Annotated in this window: 17 protein-coding genes; 10 read left to right on the top strand and 7 right to left on the bottom strand. The window is 63.8% G+C overall.

The window, feature by feature from the left end; genetic code table 11:
* Positions 1-295: 295 nt before the first annotated feature.
* From Q0L94_RS03385 to Q0L94_RS03375, 3 genes are read right to left on the bottom strand one after another with little or no spacing between them, the layout of a single operon-like run.
* Entirely contained in the window at positions 296-1,570 is a 1,275-nt protein-coding gene (locus tag Q0L94_RS03385; RefSeq protein ID WP_296750092.1) for a U32 family peptidase, read from the bottom strand.
* An 11-nt stretch (positions 1,571-1,581) separates the two neighbouring features.
* Entirely contained in the window at positions 1,582-2,478 is an 897-nt protein-coding gene (gene ylqF / locus Q0L94_RS03380; RefSeq protein ID WP_296750070.1) for a ribosome biogenesis GTPase YlqF, read from the bottom strand.
* 38 nt (positions 2,479-2,516) lie between these two features.
* Positions 2,517-3,917 (bottom strand): aspartate ammonia-lyase, encoded by a 1,401-nt coding sequence (locus Q0L94_RS03375; protein ID WP_296750068.1) that lies wholly within the window; start codon positions 3,915-3,917, stop codon positions 2,517-2,519.
* A 13-nt stretch (positions 3,918-3,930) separates the two neighbouring features.
* Here Q0L94_RS03375 and Q0L94_RS03370 point away from each other — a divergent pair, with 13 nt between their 5' ends.
* The 4 genes from Q0L94_RS03370 to Q0L94_RS03355 are packed head-to-tail and all read left to right on the top strand — an operon-like array spanning position 3,931 to position 6,744.
* On the top strand, positions 3,931-4,425 hold the full coding sequence (locus Q0L94_RS03370) for a TlpA disulfide reductase family protein (protein ID WP_296750067.1): 495 nt from the start codon (positions 3,931-3,933) through the stop codon (positions 4,423-4,425).
* A 29-nt stretch (positions 4,426-4,454) separates the two neighbouring features.
* Positions 4,455-4,961, top strand: coding sequence for a thioredoxin family protein (locus tag Q0L94_RS03365; protein ID WP_296750065.1), 507 nt, complete (start codon positions 4,455-4,457; stop codon positions 4,959-4,961).
* A complete protein-coding gene (locus tag Q0L94_RS03360) occupies positions 4,958-6,226 on the top strand; it encodes a TolC family protein (protein WP_296750063.1) in 1,269 nt (422 codons plus the stop codon). The genes Q0L94_RS03365 and Q0L94_RS03360 overlap by 4 nt, the downstream gene beginning before the upstream one ends.
* Positions 6,223-6,744, top strand: a complete 522-nt coding sequence (locus tag Q0L94_RS03355; protein WP_296750061.1) for an efflux RND transporter periplasmic adaptor subunit — start codon at positions 6,223-6,225, stop codon at positions 6,742-6,744. Before Q0L94_RS03360 ends, Q0L94_RS03355 begins: the two co-directional genes overlap by 4 nt.
* Positions 6,745-6,775: 31 nt before the next feature.
* On the opposite strand, the gene Q0L94_RS03350 is transcribed toward Q0L94_RS03355, so the two are convergent.
* From Q0L94_RS03350 to Q0L94_RS03340, 3 genes are all read right to left on the bottom strand, one after another.
* Positions 6,776-7,243 carry a hypothetical protein gene (locus tag Q0L94_RS03350; RefSeq protein WP_296750059.1) on the bottom strand — a complete coding sequence of 156 codons (468 nt, stop codon included), beginning with the start codon at positions 7,241-7,243 and terminating at the stop codon, positions 6,776-6,778.
* Between the two features lie 258 nt (positions 7,244-7,501).
* Positions 7,502-8,137 carry a lytic transglycosylase domain-containing protein gene (locus Q0L94_RS03345; protein ID WP_296750057.1) on the bottom strand — a complete coding sequence of 212 codons (636 nt, stop codon included), beginning with the start codon at positions 8,135-8,137 and terminating at the stop codon, positions 7,502-7,504.
* 1 nt (position 8,138) lies between these two features.
* Positions 8,139-9,869 carry a proline--tRNA ligase gene (locus Q0L94_RS03340; protein ID WP_296750056.1) on the bottom strand — a complete coding sequence of 577 codons (1,731 nt, stop codon included), beginning with the start codon at positions 9,867-9,869 and terminating at the stop codon, positions 8,139-8,141.
* An 82-nt stretch (positions 9,870-9,951) separates the two neighbouring features.
* Here Q0L94_RS03340 and Q0L94_RS03335 point away from each other — a divergent pair, with 82 nt between their 5' ends.
* A complete protein-coding gene (locus Q0L94_RS03335; RefSeq protein WP_296750054.1) occupies positions 9,952-10,722 on the top strand; it encodes a polyamine aminopropyltransferase in 771 nt (256 codons plus the stop codon).
* Here Q0L94_RS03335 and Q0L94_RS03330 read toward each other — a convergent pair.
* A complete protein-coding gene (locus tag Q0L94_RS03330; protein WP_296750052.1) occupies positions 10,686-11,690 on the bottom strand; it encodes a hypothetical protein in 1,005 nt (334 codons plus the stop codon). The genes Q0L94_RS03335 and Q0L94_RS03330 overlap by 37 nt on opposite strands.
* A gap of 68 nt (positions 11,691-11,758) precedes the next feature.
* Here Q0L94_RS03330 and Q0L94_RS03325 point away from each other — a divergent pair, with 68 nt between their 5' ends.
* From Q0L94_RS03325 to Q0L94_RS03305, 5 genes are all read left to right on the top strand, one after another.
* Positions 11,759-12,310 carry an RNA pyrophosphohydrolase gene (locus Q0L94_RS03325; RefSeq protein WP_296750050.1) on the top strand — a complete coding sequence of 184 codons (552 nt, stop codon included), beginning with the start codon at positions 11,759-11,761 and terminating at the stop codon, positions 12,308-12,310.
* 23 nt (positions 12,311-12,333) lie between these two features.
* Positions 12,334-12,693, top strand: a complete 360-nt coding sequence (locus Q0L94_RS03320; protein WP_296750048.1) for a hypothetical protein — start codon at positions 12,334-12,336, stop codon at positions 12,691-12,693.
* A 201-nt stretch (positions 12,694-12,894) separates the two neighbouring features.
* A complete protein-coding gene (gene apbC / locus Q0L94_RS03315; protein ID WP_296750046.1) occupies positions 12,895-13,983 on the top strand; it encodes an iron-sulfur cluster carrier protein ApbC in 1,089 nt (362 codons plus the stop codon).
* Positions 13,984-14,550, top strand: a complete 567-nt coding sequence (gene dcd / locus Q0L94_RS03310; protein ID WP_296750044.1) for a dCTP deaminase — start codon at positions 13,984-13,986, stop codon at positions 14,548-14,550.
* Positions 14,551-14,627: 77 nt separating this feature from the next.
* On the top strand, positions 14,628-16,433 hold a 1,806-nt coding region (locus Q0L94_RS03305), incomplete at its 3' end, for an Orn/Lys/Arg decarboxylase N-terminal domain-containing protein (RefSeq protein ID WP_296750042.1).

Below are 16,433 nucleotides of genomic sequence, written 5' to 3'. Positions count from 1 at the left end.
TCCTGGTTCAATACGTTTTATATTGTCTGCCCACCGTAGGTGGATGTTATTCGAATCGTGAACCGCCCTGGTTTTAGTAGACACGCTGCGGTCTGAGTGGCAGGAAAAGGGCTGATTACAGCCCGATTCTATACCTCGGAGCAACGGCAGCTTCGGCCGAGGAGCAGGCGTTCACGGGATAAAGCCTGACAGTCTCTTCAGGGTCGATAGTTCGCACTCGTCGATCAGGCAAGCGGACGCTCACCATAAGCAGGGGCCATTCCCGTGCAGGATCGCGATACTCAAGCCCCTCGACTCAAGGGTGTGCTGGGTCGCGCTCCGCAACAAAACGCGCAACGAAGGCGCCTTCATAGCCCGCTGGCAGGGGAATGCTTACACGATGGCCGCTACCCGGCGCAACGTCGACCGGGGTGTTGTCCTTGCCGTGCATGGCGGCGATCGTCAGTTCCAGGTTGCCCCGGGGGTGGATCAGTTCGATGCGGTCGCCGACCGCGAACCGGTTCTTCACGTCGATCTCGGCCCGGCCTTCCGCGTCATATCCCATGACATCGCCGACGTACAGGCTGCGGTCCGATTCGGAATGGCCGCGCAGGTAGCTCTGGTATTCGCGGTCCGGGTGGCGTTCGTAGAAACCGCCGGTGTAGCCGCGGTTGGCCAGGCCATCGAGCTCGCGCAGCAGGGTCGGATCGAGCGGGCGGCCGGCGACGGCATCGTCGATGGCCTGGCGATAGGTCTGGCAGGTGCGCGCGACATAGTAGGGCGACTTGGTGCGGCCTTCGATCTTGAGCGAGTCGACGCCGATTTCGGTCAGCCGCTGGACGTGCTCGATGGCGCGCAGGTCTTTCGAGTTGAGGATGTAGGTGCCGTGCTCGTCTTCCTCGATGGGCATGTGGCTGCCCGCGCGTTCCTTTTCTTCCAGCAGGTACACGTCGCCGTCCGGCGCGGCCTTGCCGGGCAGGACGTCATATTCCCAGCGGCACGAATTGGTGCAGGCGCCCTGGTTGGGGTCGCGGTGGTTGAAGTAGCCCGACAGCAGGCAGCGGCCGGAATAGGCGATGCACAGCGCACCATGCACGAAGACTTCCAGTTCCATGTCCGGGCATTCCTGGCGAATCTCGGCGACCTGGTCGAGCGAGAGTTCGCGCGACAGGATGACGCGGCGGATGCCGAGTTTTTTCCAGAACCGCACCGCGGCGTAGTTGACGGTGTTGGCCTGGACGGAGAGATGGACGGGCATCTCGGGCCAGGTTTCGCGAATCATGTCGATCAGGCCGGGGTCGGCCATGATCAGCGCGTCCGGCTTGAGGGCGATGACCGGTGCGATATCCGCCAGGTAGGTCTTGATCTTGGAATTGTGCGGAAAGATGTTGCTGACGACGTAGAACAGCTTGCCCCGGCTGTGCGCGTATTCGATGCCGGTGCCCAGCGCCGCCTCGTCGCGGAAACTGTTGTTGCGGACGCGCAGGCTGTAGCGCGGCTGGCCGGCGTACACCGCATCGGCGCCGAAGGCGAGCGCCGTTTCCAGCATGGCTTGCGAACCGGCGGGCGCCAGCAGTTCGGGTCGATGCATCCCGGCGTGTTTCACGCGGGATTACCGGGTTCGGGTTTGCTGCGCGCGGCAGCCAGCATGGCCTGCCGCGTCGCCGGCGTTTCCAGGCTGATGCGGCCGAGGGTGCCGCTGCGGTAGTCGGTGAGCAGGATCATCGCGGCCTTTTCCAGGTCGAGTTCGCCGCCGCGCCCCTTGAGGATGCAGCCGCGTTTCTTCGCCACCGCTTCCAGCACGCCGGTGGCATCCAGGCCTTCCAGCGCAAAGCCGTAGCGCGCTTTCAAGAGGCGGGGATAGCGTTCGAGCAGGATACCAGCCAGAAACACCGCCACCTCCTCGTCGATCACCGCGTTGCGGCCGATGGCGTGGCTGGCCGCCAGCATGAAGCCGTCGGAATCGTGCTCGATTTTCGGCCAGGTCATTCCCGGCGTGTCGACCAGGATCAGCCGCGGCGACAGGTTGATGCGCTGCTGCGACTTGGTCACCGCAGGCTCGTCGCCGACCGCCGCGACGCGGCGTTTGACCCAGGTGTTCATCAGCGTCGACTTGCCGACGTTGGGGATGCCCATGATCATCAGCCGCAGCGGCTTGAAGGCGTCGTCGCGGTGCGGCGCGAGCTTCTGCGCCAGGCCCGCCAGCTTCGCCACGTCGCCCGGTTTCTTGGCGCAAATCGCCACCGCCAGCACGCCCGGTTGCTGGTTGAAGTAGTCGAGCCAGGCGCGCGTTGCCTCGGGATCGGCGAGGTCCGTCTTGTTCAGCAGCTTGAGGCAGGGCCGCTGGCGATGCGCGCGCAGCTCGTGGATCATCGGGTTGCTGCCGGCTTCCGGCAGGCGCGCGTCGAGCACCTCGACCACCACGTCGATCTGCGCCATCGTCTCCGCGGCTTTCTTGCGCGCGGTGGTCATGTGACCGGGGAACCACTGGATCGTCATGGGGGAGAGGTTTCCGCTAAAGGGGCGTGATTATGGCATCAGCCCGCGCCGCCGCCGCTGCCCACGCCATGCGCGGCGGCGAGCACCAGCGCGTCGAAGTCGGCCGCGCTCATCAGGCCGCGCTCGGCGACGATGTCGCGCACCGGGCGACCGGATTTTTCCGATTCCTTGGCGACTTCGGCGGCCTGGTTGTAGCCGATCCGGGTATTCAGCAGGGTGGCCAGCGCGACGCTCTGGTGGATGAAGAAGGCGCAGCGCTCCCTGTTTACAACTATCCCCTTGAGGTTCTTCTCGGTGGCGGCATTCATCGCGTTGGTGAGCCAGTCCATGGCGTCGAACAGCGCGCTGCCGAGCGCTGGCATCATCACGTTGAGTTCCATCTGTCCGGCCTGCACCATGTAGCTCACCGCGGCGTCCTGCCCCAGCACCTGGAAGCAGACCTGGTTCAGCATCTCGAACATCACCGGGTTGACCTTGCCCGGCATGATGCTGGAGCCCGGCTGCACCGGCGGCAGCTGGATTTCACCGAGGCCGGTGCGCGGGCCGGAAGCGAGCAGGCGCAGGTCGTTGGAGATGCGGGTGAGTTCCAGCGCGAGGTTGCGGATTTCGCCGGAGAGCCGTGCGAGGTCGTGCATCGACTGCATCTGCGCGACCAGCTGGCCGACCTTGATCGGCTCGCCGGTGAGCTTGGCGAGTTCGGCGGCGGCGCGCGCCGGATAGTCGGGCGAGGTGTTGAGCCCGGTGCCGGCGGCGGAGCCGCCCAGGCCGATTTCGGCGAGCGCCGGGCGCACCGCTTCGAGCGCGGCGGCGCAACGGGTCAGCGTCCACGCGTAGCCGGCGAATTCCTGTCCCAGCGTGGTCGGCACCGCGTCCTGCAAATGGGTACGGCCGGATTTCACCGTGTCCTTTTCGCGCTCGGCGAGGCGCGAGAATTCTGCCACCATCGCATGCACCGCAGCGGCCAGGCGCGGCAGCTTGGCCAGCACCGCAAGGCGGATCGCGGTGGGGATGGTATCGTTGGTCGACTGCCCCATGTTGACGTCGTCGTTGGGGTTGACTGGCTTGTACGCGCCTTTTTCCCCGCCGAGCGCCACGTTGGCGAGGTTGGCGATGACCTCGTTGCTGTTCATGTTGTGGCTGGTGCCGGCGCCGGCCTGGAAGCGGTCGACCACGAACTGGTCGAGATGCTCGCCGCCGAGGATCTTGTCGCAGGCAGCGGCGATGGCGTCGCGCTTTTCCTCGCTGAGCCAGCCGGGCTGGCAGTTGGCGCGCGCAGCGGCAAGCTTGATCCGCACGTGCGCTAGTACAAAATCCCTATCCGGTAGGCGGCCTGAAATGGGAAAATTGGCCACGGCACGTGCGGTTTGTGCGCCATACCAGGCATCCTGGGGAACCTGGACTTCGCCGAGCGAGTCTGTCTCGATGCGGAATTCATTCATGGTGGAAAAACCAATGCAGACGTTACAAAGCGTTCGATTTTATCCGATGTGGCTGGCGGGGTTGGTGCTGGCACTGATGGCGTCGTGGGCGCAGGCGGCGGATTTCAAAGTGACCGACACCGATGGCAAGTCGCATACGCTGTCGGGCTACAAGGGCAAATGGGTGCTGGTGAATTACTGGGCGACCTGGTGTCCGCCCTGTCTGGAGGAAATTCCCGATCTGATTGCGCTGCACGAGAACAAGAAAAACAACCTCGTCGTCATCGGCGTGGCGCTCGATTACCGCAATGCCAAGCAGGTGACCGATTTTGCCGACGGCCTGCTGGTCAATTACCCTATCGTGCTGGGCAACGCGCAGATCGTGAACCAGATCGGGCCGGTGCGGGGCTTGCCGACAACCTATCTGTACAACCCGGACGGTAAGATGGTCGCCCAGCAAGTGGGGGTGATCACCCGCGCCGCGGTGGAAAACTACATCGCTGGCAAAATAGCCAGTTCCAATAAGTAAGCTCAGTCCGCAATACCAAAGGAGACACCATGCGCCAACTGCTTATCGCGTTCTTGCTGCTGTTCGCTGCGCCCACCTGGGCGGAAACGCGCGATCCGACCAACCATTTCTTCCAGCCCAAATTCGGCGACTTTCAGGCCGAACTCGATGCCGCCAAACAGCAAGGAAAAAAAGGCATTTTCATGTTTTTCGAGATGGATGAATGTCCGTTCTGCGAGCGCATGAGAGCCACCATCCTCAACCAGGCCGAGGTTCAGGATGCCTACCGTGCGCAATTCCTGCTGTACCCGATGGACGTCAACGGCGACACCGAGATGTCCGATTTCCAGGGCAAGCACACCACCGAAAAGGCTTTTGCCTTCAGCCACCGCGTGCGCGCGACGCCGACACTGCTGTTCTTCGACCTCGACGGCAAACTGATAACGCGCCACACCGGCCCCACCAAGGACAAGGCTGAATTCCTGCTGCTCGGAAAATACGTGGCCGAGGGCGCGTACGCCACCCAGCCCTTCACCAAATACAAGCAAGGCAAATGAAGCGGAGGGCGTGGGCCGTTCTGCTGGCATGCGCGCTGTCCACCGCCGCGTCGGCCGAGCGGCTGACGCTGGACGAGGCGCTGGCGAGCGTCGCAGCGCCTCACCCCGACCGCAGGATAGCCGAAAGCGCATTGGCACTGTCGCGCGCGGATCGCGAGCAGGCGGCGAGCCGCCAGGACTTCAGCCTGTTTCTCGATGGCAGCCTTCGCACCGGACGGCGCCCGGACGGCGACTGGAAGCCGGACAACGTCGGCCGTGTCGTCGCACGCAAGCCGCTGTTCGATTTCGGCCGCAGCAGCCAGGCCATTGCGGCGGCGGATCAGGATGTCGCGGCGCGCCAGGCTGAACTGCTCAATGTCGAGAGCCTGCGCCGCATCGACATCATGGCGCGCTACTTCGATGTGCTGCTGGCCGACATGCTGTCCGCCGCTGACAGCGAATTCGTCGCCGTGGCCTATGTGTCGTGGGACAACGCGCGGGACCGCTTCGAAGTAGGCCAGATCAGCCAGCCCGACCTGCTGCGGCTGGAGGCCGAATACCAGGATCTCCGCGAGCGCCGCAACGCCAACCAGCAGCGCATGCGCAGCACGCGGCAGAGACTCGCCCACGCGCTCAACCGCCCCGGAAAACTGCCCACCGAACTGGCCGATCCGGCCTTGGCGGACAACGCCCGGCCGCTGCCCCAATACGAATCCCTGCTGCCCTGGGTGATGCAGAAGAATCCGCGCGTGCTGGCGCTGCAGGCGCAGGCGGCGGCGGCGGATGCGCGGCTTGCGGCGGTTCGCGCCGAGCGCAATCCGATGCTCGACGCCGAAGTGGTCGGCGGCGGCTACAGCCGCGAATCGACCACGCGCGACGAGCTGAGCGCCGGACTGGTATTCAACATTCCGCTGTATCAGGGGGCGCGCGTGGATTCCCGGGTGGCGCGCGAGCTGGCGCAGAAGGAACGCAGCGTCGCCGAACTGGAAAAGCTCAAACTCGACCTGGCGGACACCCTGCTTGCCACCCTGCAGGAAATCGAATGGCTGCGCGATAGCGGCCGTCCCGCTGCCGACAAGCAGATCGAATACCGCGACTGGGCGCTGGAGCGTTCGCGTGCGGAATACGAACTCGAACTGAAAACCAATCTGGGCCCCAGCATGGCTGAAACGCAAATGGCGCAGTTGCGCCGCAAGCAGGTGGAATACCGCCTGGCGCTGGCGCTGGCGCGACTGGAGGCATTGTCCGGCGGCAGTCTGCCGCCTGTTGAGGGAGCACAAAAATGAAGCAGAGCGTCGTGGCCGGAGCCTTGGCCGGCTGGTGGCTGGCGGCAGCCAGCCCGCTATGGGCGGCAGACAGGGTCGAACTCACTACCCGGGTGTCCGGGGTGGTGGACGAGGTGCTGGTCAAGCCCGGCCAGCGCGTCAAGAAAGGGGCGGTGCTGCTGCGGCTGGACAGGACTGTCTTGCAGGCGCGTTTTGATGAAGCGGCAGCGGAGCATGCGCGCGCGCAGGCCGACGAAGCGGATGCCAAACGCGAACTCGAACGGGCGGAGGAGTTATACAGCCGCACCGTGTCGTCGACCACCGAGCTCGACGCGGCGACGCTGCGGCACGTGCGTGCGCAGGCGGCCGTATCTGTCGCCCAGGCGCGCCGCACGATAGCGCAAAAGAACCTGAGCGATGCGGAACTCAAGGCGCCGTTTGCGGGAGTGGTCAGCGCGGTGCCCGGTGCCCCCGGCACCGTGGTGGCGGCAGACTGCCAACCGAAGCCTCTGGTCGTCCTGGACTCGGGGCATCCGTAATTTCCCTGCGCCGGACGCCCGCGTCCGACGTTCAGCCGCCCATGCGCTGCGCCACGCCGGCTTCCATTTCCGCCGCCTGGTGCGGCGAGGCCACGGCGGCAATCACCTTGCGGCACACGGGTAAAACGGCATTGAATCCGGCCACATCCTGCACTGCGCACATCTGCTTGTAAGCCGGGGATTGGGTCCCCACCAGTCCAGCCATGAATTCCAGTACGTAGGTTTGCACTTCCATCAGGTTTACGGGGCCTGGCGCCGGTGTGCTGACGGCGGCTGCGGCATGGCCTGCCGCCCTGTTGCGCAAGGACTGGATGAAGCCATTCTGCAGCAGCTCATTCACCATGGTTTCCAGTTCGGCACAATTGGGCAGCTTGCTGCGCAACTCGCCAAAAGAAATACCATTCCCCACGCTGAACAGAATTTGCCGGTGCCGGGGCCGTAGCGTATGGCCCAGGTTGAAGATTTCCTCCTGTCCCTTGAGCGTACGGGACAATTGCATCGTCATTTCCATGGTCGCCTCCATTATTGTGATACAGGTACATCGCCTGTGCCGGTTACGCTGCATAGCCTGTGCCAGCGAAGGCCGCGTGCGCAGCCTTGTCGAAACGCAAGAGTTTCAGCGTGCTTGAGCAGATGCGGCAGGGAAAGGAAGAACGGCTGGGGTGATGGAGGCGTGACGGAGTGTTGAGATTTCGCCAGTCGAATCAGGCGTTTTCCCGCGTCGGCTGGAAGCGGTTTCCCGGTCGCGTCGTGGGGGTCAGCTGCGGGAGCCGATGGATGCGTCTGCCGATTTGGTGCTGGGGAGGTAATCCCAGTGGCGTTTCCAGGCGCCCACCACCAGATTCGGGTATTCCGGGCGGCCCAGGCTGCCGTTGTAGCGCCCCAGCGCGCGGAACAGGTCGCCGCGTTCGATGTCGATGTAGTGGCGCAGGATCAGCGCGCCGTAGCGCAGGTTGGTGCGCAATTGGAACAGGTTGTGGTCGGGGTTGCCGATGGTCTTGACCCAGAACGGCATCACCTGGGTATAGCCGCGCGCACCCACCGGCGATACGGCGTATTTGCGGAAGCCGCTTTCCACCTGGATCAGGCCAAGCATCAATTGCGGGTCGACCCCGGCACGCGAAGCCTCCCAGTGCAGGGTGGTGAGGAATTCCAGCCGCTCGGCCTCGTCCGGCATGCGCTTGGCGAGGCGGCGCGACATCTCCTTCAGCCAGGCCGTCTCGTCGGCGACGTTGCGGAATGCGGTGCGGGTGACGGCGGTGTCCGCCAGCGCACGCTGCAGGGACGAGCGCACATTGGCCGACATCGCTTCCTCGCGCTGTCCGCCCGCATGCGCGGGCAGGGCAAGCAGCAAGGCGGTGAGCAAGAGGCCGGTGTGCGTGATTTTTTTCATGTCAGCGTTCCAGTAAACCCCTCAAAAATTTCGTTGTGTCGGCCAGCGCAAGCTTTTGCGCCTCACCGCTTTGGCCTGGCTGAGCCCGGCGCGGCTGGTACTCGACCACGCCGTCCTTCAGCCCGCGCTCGCCTACGGTGATGCGGTGCGGGATGCCGATCAGCTCGGCGTCGGCAAACATCACGCCGGGGCGTTCGTCGCGGTCGTCCAGCAGTATGTCGTACCCGGCTGCCGCCAGGTCAGCATAGAGCGTATCGGCGGCTTTTTGAACCATCTCGCTCTTGCCGTAACCAATGGCGACAATCACCAGCAAGAACGGTGCCATCGTCATCGGCCAGATGATGCCCTTGTCGTCGTGGTTCTGCTCGATGGCCGAGGCCACGATGCGCGACACGCCGATGCCGTAGCAGCCCATTTCCATGGCCTGGGCCTTGCCGGCCTCGTCGAGATAGGTAGCGTTCATCGCCTGCGAATACTTGCTGCCCAGCTGGAACACGTGGCCGACTTCGATGCCGCGGCACAGCTGCAGCGATCCCTTGCCGTCGGGGCTGGGGTCGCCGGGAACGACATTCCGTATATCGGCCACAACATCCGGTTCCTGCAGGTCGCGGCCGAAATTGACGCCGGCGAGGTGGAGTTTCGGCTTGTTGGCGCCGCAGACGAAATCGTTCATTGCCGCGACCGTGCGGTCGGCGATGAGCCTGATTTTGGTGCGGTCGATGCCGACCGGCCCGAGAAAGCCGGGCGGGCAGTCAAAGACGGCACGGATCTCGGCCTCGTTCGCCAGGCGGAAATCCGCGAGGCCTTCCAGCTTGCCGAGTTTGACTTCGTTCAGCATGTGGTCGCCGCGCAGCAGCAGGACGACCATCTGCTCGCCGGCCATGACGGCGATGAGCTTGACGGTGCGGGCAAGCGGGATGTCGAGCAGGGCGGCGACGTCTTCGCAGGTGGTCTGTTTGGGCGTATCCACCTCGCGTAGCGCTTCCTGTGCTGCGCCGCGCGCCGCCGCGGGCGCAAGCGCCTCGGCCAGCTCGACGTTGGCGGCGTAGTCGGAATCCGGGCAATACGCGATCAGGTCCTCGCCGGAATCGGCCAGCACGTGGAATTCGTGCGAGGCCGAGCCGCCGATGGCGCCGGTGTCGGCGGCCACCGCGCGGAAGGTCAGCCCCAGCCGGGTGAAAATCCGCGTGTAGGCGTCGTACATGGTCTGGTAGGTGGCGGCGAGGCTGTCGCGGCTGGCGTGGAAGGAATAGGCATCCTTCATCAGAAACTCGCGCGCGCGCATGACGCCGAAGCGCGGGCGGATCTCGTCGCGGAACTTCATCTGGATCTGGTAGAAGTTGACCGGCAGCTGGCGGTAGCTCTTGATTTCGCGGCGGACCACGTCGGTGATCACTTCCTCGTGGGTGGGGCCGAAGCAAAAATCGCGCTGGTGGCGGTCCTTGATTTTCAGCATCTGCGGGCCGAACACCGCCCAGCGCCCGGTTTCCTCCCACAGTTCGGCAGGCTGAACCGCCGGCATCAAGAGTTCGATCGCGCCGGCGCGGTTCATTTCCTCGCGCACCACCGCCTCGACCCGGCGCAGCACCCTGAGGCCCAGCGGCATCCAGGTATACAGCCCCGAACCCAGGCGCTTGATGAGGCCGGCGCGCAGCATCAGCTTGTGGCTGACGAGCTCGGCCTCGGACGGGGCTTCCTTGGTGGTGGAAATGAAGAACTGGGTGGCGCGCATGCTGAGGCAATCAAAACGAAAAGCGGCATTTTAGCGTGCGGACGTGTAATCTTTCGCGCTCGATTTTTGCGATGGAGCGGCCATGCGCTTGAGGTTTGGGAAACGCCAGGCAGACGATGGCGGGCTGGAAGTGACCGAGGAGCGCGGCATGCGCACGCTGCACCTGGGCAGCCGCGCGATCCAGAGCGCGATGCGGGTGAGCCGGCCGTGGGATCTGGAACTGGCCTACACGCGCGCGATGATGGGCTTTCTGATGTTCAACCCGATGCCGCAGGCGGTGCTGATGATCGGCCTCGGCGGCGGCTCGCTCGCCAAGTTCATCCGCAGGCAGCGGCCGCAGACGCGCATCACTGCGGTGGAAATCGATCCGCGGGTGATTGCCGCCGCACGCACGCATTTCGAGCTGCCGCCGGACGACGCGGCGCTCAGCGTGATCGAAGCCGACGGCGCGCTGTATGTGCGCCAGCATCCCGCCTGCGCCGACGTCGTCCTGCTCGACGGCTTCGATGCAGGCAATCAGGTCGAGGCCTTGGCGACCCAGACGTTTTATGCAGCCTGCCGCCGCGCGCTCAAGCCGGGCGGCGTGCTGGTGGTCAATCTATGGGGGCGCGACAAGGCGTTTCCCGAGTATTTGGCGCGCCTTGTACGCGCGTTCGACGGCGAAGTCGGCTGGATTTCGGTGCAGTACAAAACCAACGTGATCGTTTTTGCCTTTAACGAGCCGGGCGCATTGGCGCGGCTTGATGCGGCGCGGCCCGGGCTGGCGGATTTGTCGAAGCGCTGGGGGCTGGATTTGCGCGGCTTCGCGCGGGATTTTCAGTGGGCCGAAGGGATCGCTCCGCTACTGGATTGAACGCGGCCGAGCCCCGTGCTGCCGGGCCCGGCCTGGCCGGATTGGAACGACGCGGTGCGATATAAGCGTACGCTTTCGTCGTCCGAGCCGGACGCCATCATGTTGCCGTCCGGGCTGAAGCGGATCATCGCACCGCACAGATCGTGAGCCCGATAGCGCTGAACGACCTTGAAGTCGGCGGTGTCGAGGACGCGGATTGCGGAGTCGGTGTGGCGTCCCAGCGTCGCCAGGTAGCGGCCGTCCGGACTGAATGCGATTGAGGTCAGCAGGCCGTTATGCTCGGTCGGGATGGAACGTGCGGCACCGCTCGCGACATCCCACAGGCTCAGGCGGAACCAGTTGCCCGCCGCCAGCATGCGGCCGTCCGGACTGAATTGCAGATCGTGCGGCGTGCGCCGTGCCGCTAGGGTCCGGCGTGCCCTGAACTCCACGTCCATCAGCACAATGGCGCGATCGAGGCCGACGGCGAGCCGGTTTCCGCTTGCGCTCAAGGCCGCCACATTATCGTCCACGGCGATTTCGCGCAGGGCTTGCAGCGTGTCCGCCGACCAGACGCGCAGCCGCCGGTCGCGATGGGCGCTGACCACCCGGCCCTGGAACAGCACCAGTGCAATCACGTCGGCGCGTACGCTCTGTGCCTTGATCCGGCTGCCCTGCCACAGGATCAGACGGCCGTCCTCGCCGCCGCTGACGAAATCGCCCGAGGCCAGCGGCAGGATCGCCCGCACGGCGCCGCGGTGCGCGTGGGCCTCGCCAAGCTGACGCTGCGTTGCCGTGTCCCATATCCGCAGTTCGCCCCGGAAGCCCCCACTGATCAAACGCAGCCCATCGGGCGTATAGGCGAGAGCGGTGGTGCCGAATTCATGGATTCCCGCCAGCACCCGATCCGGCGGCGGGGCGGTCATCAGGTTGGAACACCCGGCGGAAAGAACAATCAAAACAATGCTTAACAGCAGTTTGTCGGCCATGGCGGGTTTGCAATTTCCGACGGGTGTGAAAGAATGCAAGTAATCGAATTTCACAGATGGTGGCGGCCATGATCGACCGAGAAGGGTACCGCCCGAACGTAGGCATTGTATTGTGCAATGCGCACAACCAGGTTTTCTGGGGCAAGCGCGTCAATCAGCACGCCTGGCAGTTTCCCCAGGGCGGCATCAATGCAGGGGAAACGCCGGAACAGGCCATGTTCCGGGAACTTGAAGAAGAAGTGGGATTGCAGGCCGAGCATGTGCGTATTCTAGGGCGTACACGCGAGTGGCTGCGTTACGACGTGCCCGCCCATTGGACCCGGCGCGATAACCGTGGCCTCTACCGCGGCCAGAAACAGATCTGGTTTTTACTGCGGCTGACCGGGCGCGATTGCGACGTTTCCCTGCGTGCCAGCGAGCACCCCGAGTTCGATGCCTGGCGCTGGAACGAGTACTGGGTGCCGATGGATGCGGTGGTCGACTTCAAGCGCGAGGTTTACCGTCTGGCGCTCGAGGAGCTCGAACGCTATCTGCACAAGGACGTACGTTATTTACGACAACGTGCGCGCCGTCTGTGCGACCGGCGTGACGTGGTGCTGGATCTGCAGCTGAAGCCCTGAAGTTCGGGGCGCTGGAGACAAGGATGAAGATGCGGATCCATGCCTCAACCACGCTGACGACTGCTTCCAGCCTTGCTCCGGGGGTGCCCTTGTGGCAGATCGCGCCCACGCGCGATCCCAGCGGCAAGCGGTTGACCGACTTCATGATGCTGATCCCGCGTTTGCGCAGCCGGCCGCTGGTCGAGATCGAACGCGCCTCGCGCGATATTCAGACCGTACTGGCGCTGCATCAGGATGTGGTGTTTGCCGATCTCAACCTGAAACTGAACCTGCTGTGGGTATCGCTGCGCCCGCGGCAGGGGGCGATCAGCGAACTGGTGGCGGCAATCCGGCTGCGTGTGCCCGAGGCCGTGCTGGTGGCGCATTACGCCGAATTCCGATAGCGGCCTTGCCGTGTCGATCAGGCGAATCCCGGCCGTCGGAGGCGCCGCATGAGCCAGAAAGCGCAGCCGGGCACTACGCCGGCGGCGGCTCAAAGTCCCTGTAAACGGCAGGGAATCCCGCGTCTTTTCAGCGTTTCCTTTTACCCAAAGCAGCAGAATTCGTTAAAATGAGCGATTGCTAATTAACCTGCCGGAGCAAACATGGCCGTTTCTGAACTTCAGGTGCAAACCGCACTGAAAGCGTTGGTCGATCCCAACACCCACAAGGATTACGTCTCGACCAAATCTGCCCGCAACATCAAGATCGACGGCGGCGCCGTTTCGGTCGATATCCTGCTGGGCTACCCGGCGCAGAGTCAGCTGGCCGTCATCAAGCAGCAGGTCGAAGACAAGCTCAAAAGCATCGATGGCGTGACCAGTGCTACTGCCAACGTCAGCTTCAAGATCGTCTCCCACAGCGTGCAGCGCGGCGTCAAACTGATCCCCAACGTCAAGAACATCATCGCCGTGGCCTCCGGCAAGGGCGGTGTCGGCAAGTCCACCACCGCCGTCAACCTGGCGCTGGCGCTGTCCGCCGAAGGCGCCCGCGTCGGTATGCTCGATGCCGACATCTACGGTCCGTCGCAGCCGACCATGCTGGGCATCACCGACAAGCCCGAATCCACCGACGGCAAGAATCTCGAGCCGCTGATGGGTCACGGCATCCAGGCGATGTCGATCGGCTTCCTGATCGATGTCGAAACGCCCATGGTGTGGCGCGGTCCGATGGTGACGCAGGCGCTGGAGCAGCTGCTCAACAACACCAACTGGAACGATCTCGACTACCTGGTGGTCGACCTGCCGCCCGGCACCGGCGACATCCAGCTGACGCTGGCGCAGCGCGTCCCGGTGACCGGCGCGGTGATCGTCACCACGCCGCAGGACATCGCGCTGATCGACGCGCGCAAGGGCCTCAAGATGTTCGAGAAGGTCGGCATCCCCATCATCGGCGTGGTCGAGAACATGAGCCTGCACATCTGCTCGAAATGCGGCCACGAGGAGCGCATCTTCGGCGAAGGCGGCGGCGAGCGCATGTGCAAGGACTACAACGTCGAATTCCTCGGCGCGCTGCCGCTCGACGGCAGCATCCGTGCCGACACCGATTCCGGCAAGCCGTCGGTGGTGTCGGATCCGGATGGCCGTGTGACCGATATCTACAAGCAGATTGCGCGCCGCGTTGCTGTTAAGATTGGCGAAACCGCGGTGGACCACTCCGCCAAGTTCCCCAACATCGTCATTTCCAATACCTAGATGAGCATCAAGTCCGACCGATGGATCCGCCGCATGGCGGCTGAGCATGGCATGATCGAACCGTTCGAACCGGGGCAAATCAAACAGGCCGGTGGCCGATCCATCGTGTCGTACGGCACGTCGAGCTACGGCTACGACGTGCGCTGTGCCAGCGAATTCAAGCTGTTCACCGACATCAATACCACCATCGTCGACCCCAAGGCCTTCGATCCGAACTCCTTCGTCGAGGTCAAGGGCGATTCCTGCATCATCCCGCCGAATTCCTTTGCGCTGGCGCGTACCGTGGAATATTTCCGCATTCCGCGCAGCGTGCTGACCATCTGCCTCGGCAAGAGCACCTACGCCCGCTGCGGCATCATCGTCAACGTCACCCCGCTGGAACCCGAGTGGGAGGGCCACGTGACGCTGGAGTTTTCCAATACCACGCCCTTGCCCGCGCGCATCTACGCCAACGAAGGCGTGGCGCAGATGCTGTTCCTCGAATCCGACGAGGTGTGCGAAACCTCGTACCGCGACCGCGGCGGCAAATACCAGGGCCAGGTCGGCGTGACCCTGCCGAAAATTTAATCCCCGGGCCACCGGGGATTCGTATAATCCGCTTCTTTTAATCCGCCCATTCCGACGGCTTCCCTCTGGAGCAGGCCATGCGCTTTCGTTTTCCCGTTGTCATCATCGACGAAGATTTCCGCTCCGAAAACGCCTCGGGGCTGGGCATCCGCACGCTCGCCGAGGCGATCGAAAAAGAAGGCATGGAGGTGCTGGGCGTCACCAACTACGGCGACCTGACTTCGTTCGCCCAGCAACAGGCGCGCGCCTCGGCGTTCGTGCTGTCGATCGACGACGAAGAACTCGCGGGCACTGCCGAGGATGCGCAGACGGCGCTGCAAAAGCTGCGTGCGTTTGTCGAGGAAGTGCGTTTCCGCAACGCCGAGATCCCGATTTTCCTGCACGGCGAGACGCGCACTGCGCGTCATATCCCGAACGACATCCTGCGTGAACTCAATGGCTTCATCCACATGCTGGAAGATACGCCGGAGTTCCTTGCGCGCTATATCCTGCGCGAAGCGCGGGCCTATCTCGACTCGCTGGTGCCGCCGTTTTTCCGCGCGCTGACCCATTACGCGGCGGATGGCTCGTACTCCTGGCACTGTCCCGGCCACTCGGGCGGCGTGGCGTTTCTGAAGTCGCCGATCGGCCAGATGTTCCACCAGTTCTTCGGCGAGAATCTGCTGCGCGCCGACGTCTGCAATGCGGTAGACGAACTCGGGCAGTTGCTCGACCATACTGGCCCGGTTGCGGCGTCCGAGCGCAACGCCGCGCGGATTTTCAACTGCGACCACCTGTTCTTCGTTACCAACGGCACCTCGTCGTCCAACAAGATGGTGTGGCACGCCAACGTCGCCGCGGGCGACATCGTGGTGGTCGACCGCAATTGCCACAAGTCCATCCTGCACGCCATCATCATGTGCGGCGCGATCCCCATTTTCCTGACGCCGACGCGCAACCATTACGGCATCATCGGACCGATTCCGATGGACGAGTTCCGTCCCGAAAACATCGCCAAAAAAATCGCGGCGCACCCGTTTGCCAAGGACGCAAAGGGCGGGCCGCGCATTCTCACCATCACCCAGTCGACCTACGACGGCATTCTGTACAACGTCGACATGATCAAGGAATTGCTCGGCGACACCATCGACACCCTGCACTTCGACGAAGCCTGGCTGCCGCACGCGACCTTCCACGATTTTTATCGGGGCATGCACGCAATCGGCAAGGATCGCCCGCGCGCCAAGGATGCGCTGGTGTTTGCCACCCAGTCCACGCACAAGCTCCTGGCCGGCTTGAGCCAGGCTTCGCAGATCCTGGTGCAGGACGCCGAAACGCGGAAACTCGACTTCCACCGTTTCAACGAAGCCTATCTGATGCACATGTCGACCAGTCCGCAGTACGCGATCATTGCCTCGTGCGATGTGGCGGCGGCGATGATGGAGCCGCCCGGCGGCACCGCGCTGGTCGAGGAATCGATCAAGGAAGCGCTCGATTTCCGTCGCGCCATGCGCAAGGTCGACGAGGAGTTCGGCGATTCGTGGTGGTTCACCGTGTGGGGGCCGGAAAAGCTCGCCGAGGAGGGGATCGGCGAACGCGAAGACTGGATGCTGACGGCGAACGACCGCTGGCACGAATTCGGCAAGATCGCGCCTGGGTTCAACATGCTCGACCCGATCAAGGCCACCCTCATCACGCCGGGACTGGACATGGACGGCGCCTTTGCCGACTGGGGCATTCCCGCGGCGATCGTCACCAAATACCTGGCCGAGCACGGCGTCATCGTCGAGAAAACCGGGCTGTATTCCTTCTTTATCATGTTCACCATCGGCATCACCAAGGGCCGCTGGAACACGCTGGTGACCGCCTTGCAGCAGTTCAAGTCGGACTACGACGAGAACCAG

The sequence above is a fragment of the Thiobacillus sp. genome, from assembly GCF_024708915.1.
This window is presented reverse-complemented; position numbering and strand designations above follow the sequence as displayed.

Bases quoted from the DNA above. Each gene is read 5' to 3' on its own strand.
- Q0L94_RS03385 (WP_296750092.1), bottom strand. From the start codon at position 1,570: ATGCATCGACCCGAACTGCTGGCGCCCGCCGGTTCGCAAGCCATGCTG.
- ylqF (WP_296750070.1), bottom strand. From the start codon at position 2,478: ATGACGATCCAGTGGTTCCCCGGTCACATGACCACCGCGCGCAAGAAA.
- Q0L94_RS03375 (WP_296750068.1), bottom strand. From the start codon at position 3,917: ATGAATGAATTCCGCATCGAGACAGACTCGCTCGGCGAAGTCCAGGTT.
- Q0L94_RS03370 (WP_296750067.1), top strand. From the start codon at position 3,931: ATGCAGACGTTACAAAGCGTTCGATTTTATCCGATGTGGCTGGCGGGG.
- Q0L94_RS03365 (WP_296750065.1), top strand. From the start codon at position 4,455: ATGCGCCAACTGCTTATCGCGTTCTTGCTGCTGTTCGCTGCGCCCACC.
- Q0L94_RS03360 (WP_296750063.1), top strand. From the start codon at position 4,958: ATGAAGCGGAGGGCGTGGGCCGTTCTGCTGGCATGCGCGCTGTCCACC.
- Q0L94_RS03355 (WP_296750061.1), top strand. From the start codon at position 6,223: ATGAAGCAGAGCGTCGTGGCCGGAGCCTTGGCCGGCTGGTGGCTGGCG.
- Q0L94_RS03350 (WP_296750059.1), bottom strand. From the start codon at position 7,243: ATGCAATTGTCCCGTACGCTCAAGGGACAGGAGGAAATCTTCAACCTG.
- Q0L94_RS03345 (WP_296750057.1), bottom strand. From the start codon at position 8,137: ATGAAAAAAATCACGCACACCGGCCTCTTGCTCACCGCCTTGCTGCTT.
- Q0L94_RS03340 (WP_296750056.1), bottom strand. From the start codon at position 9,869: ATGCGCGCCACCCAGTTCTTCATTTCCACCACCAAGGAAGCCCCGTCC.
- Q0L94_RS03335 (WP_296750054.1), top strand. From the start codon at position 9,952: ATGCGCTTGAGGTTTGGGAAACGCCAGGCAGACGATGGCGGGCTGGAA.
- Q0L94_RS03330 (WP_296750052.1), bottom strand. From the start codon at position 11,690: ATGGCCGACAAACTGCTGTTAAGCATTGTTTTGATTGTTCTTTCCGCC.
- Q0L94_RS03325 (WP_296750050.1), top strand. From the start codon at position 11,759: ATGATCGACCGAGAAGGGTACCGCCCGAACGTAGGCATTGTATTGTGC.
- Q0L94_RS03320 (WP_296750048.1), top strand. From the start codon at position 12,334: ATGAAGATGCGGATCCATGCCTCAACCACGCTGACGACTGCTTCCAGC.
- apbC (WP_296750046.1), top strand. From the start codon at position 12,895: ATGGCCGTTTCTGAACTTCAGGTGCAAACCGCACTGAAAGCGTTGGTC.
- dcd (WP_296750044.1), top strand. From the start codon at position 13,984: ATGAGCATCAAGTCCGACCGATGGATCCGCCGCATGGCGGCTGAGCAT.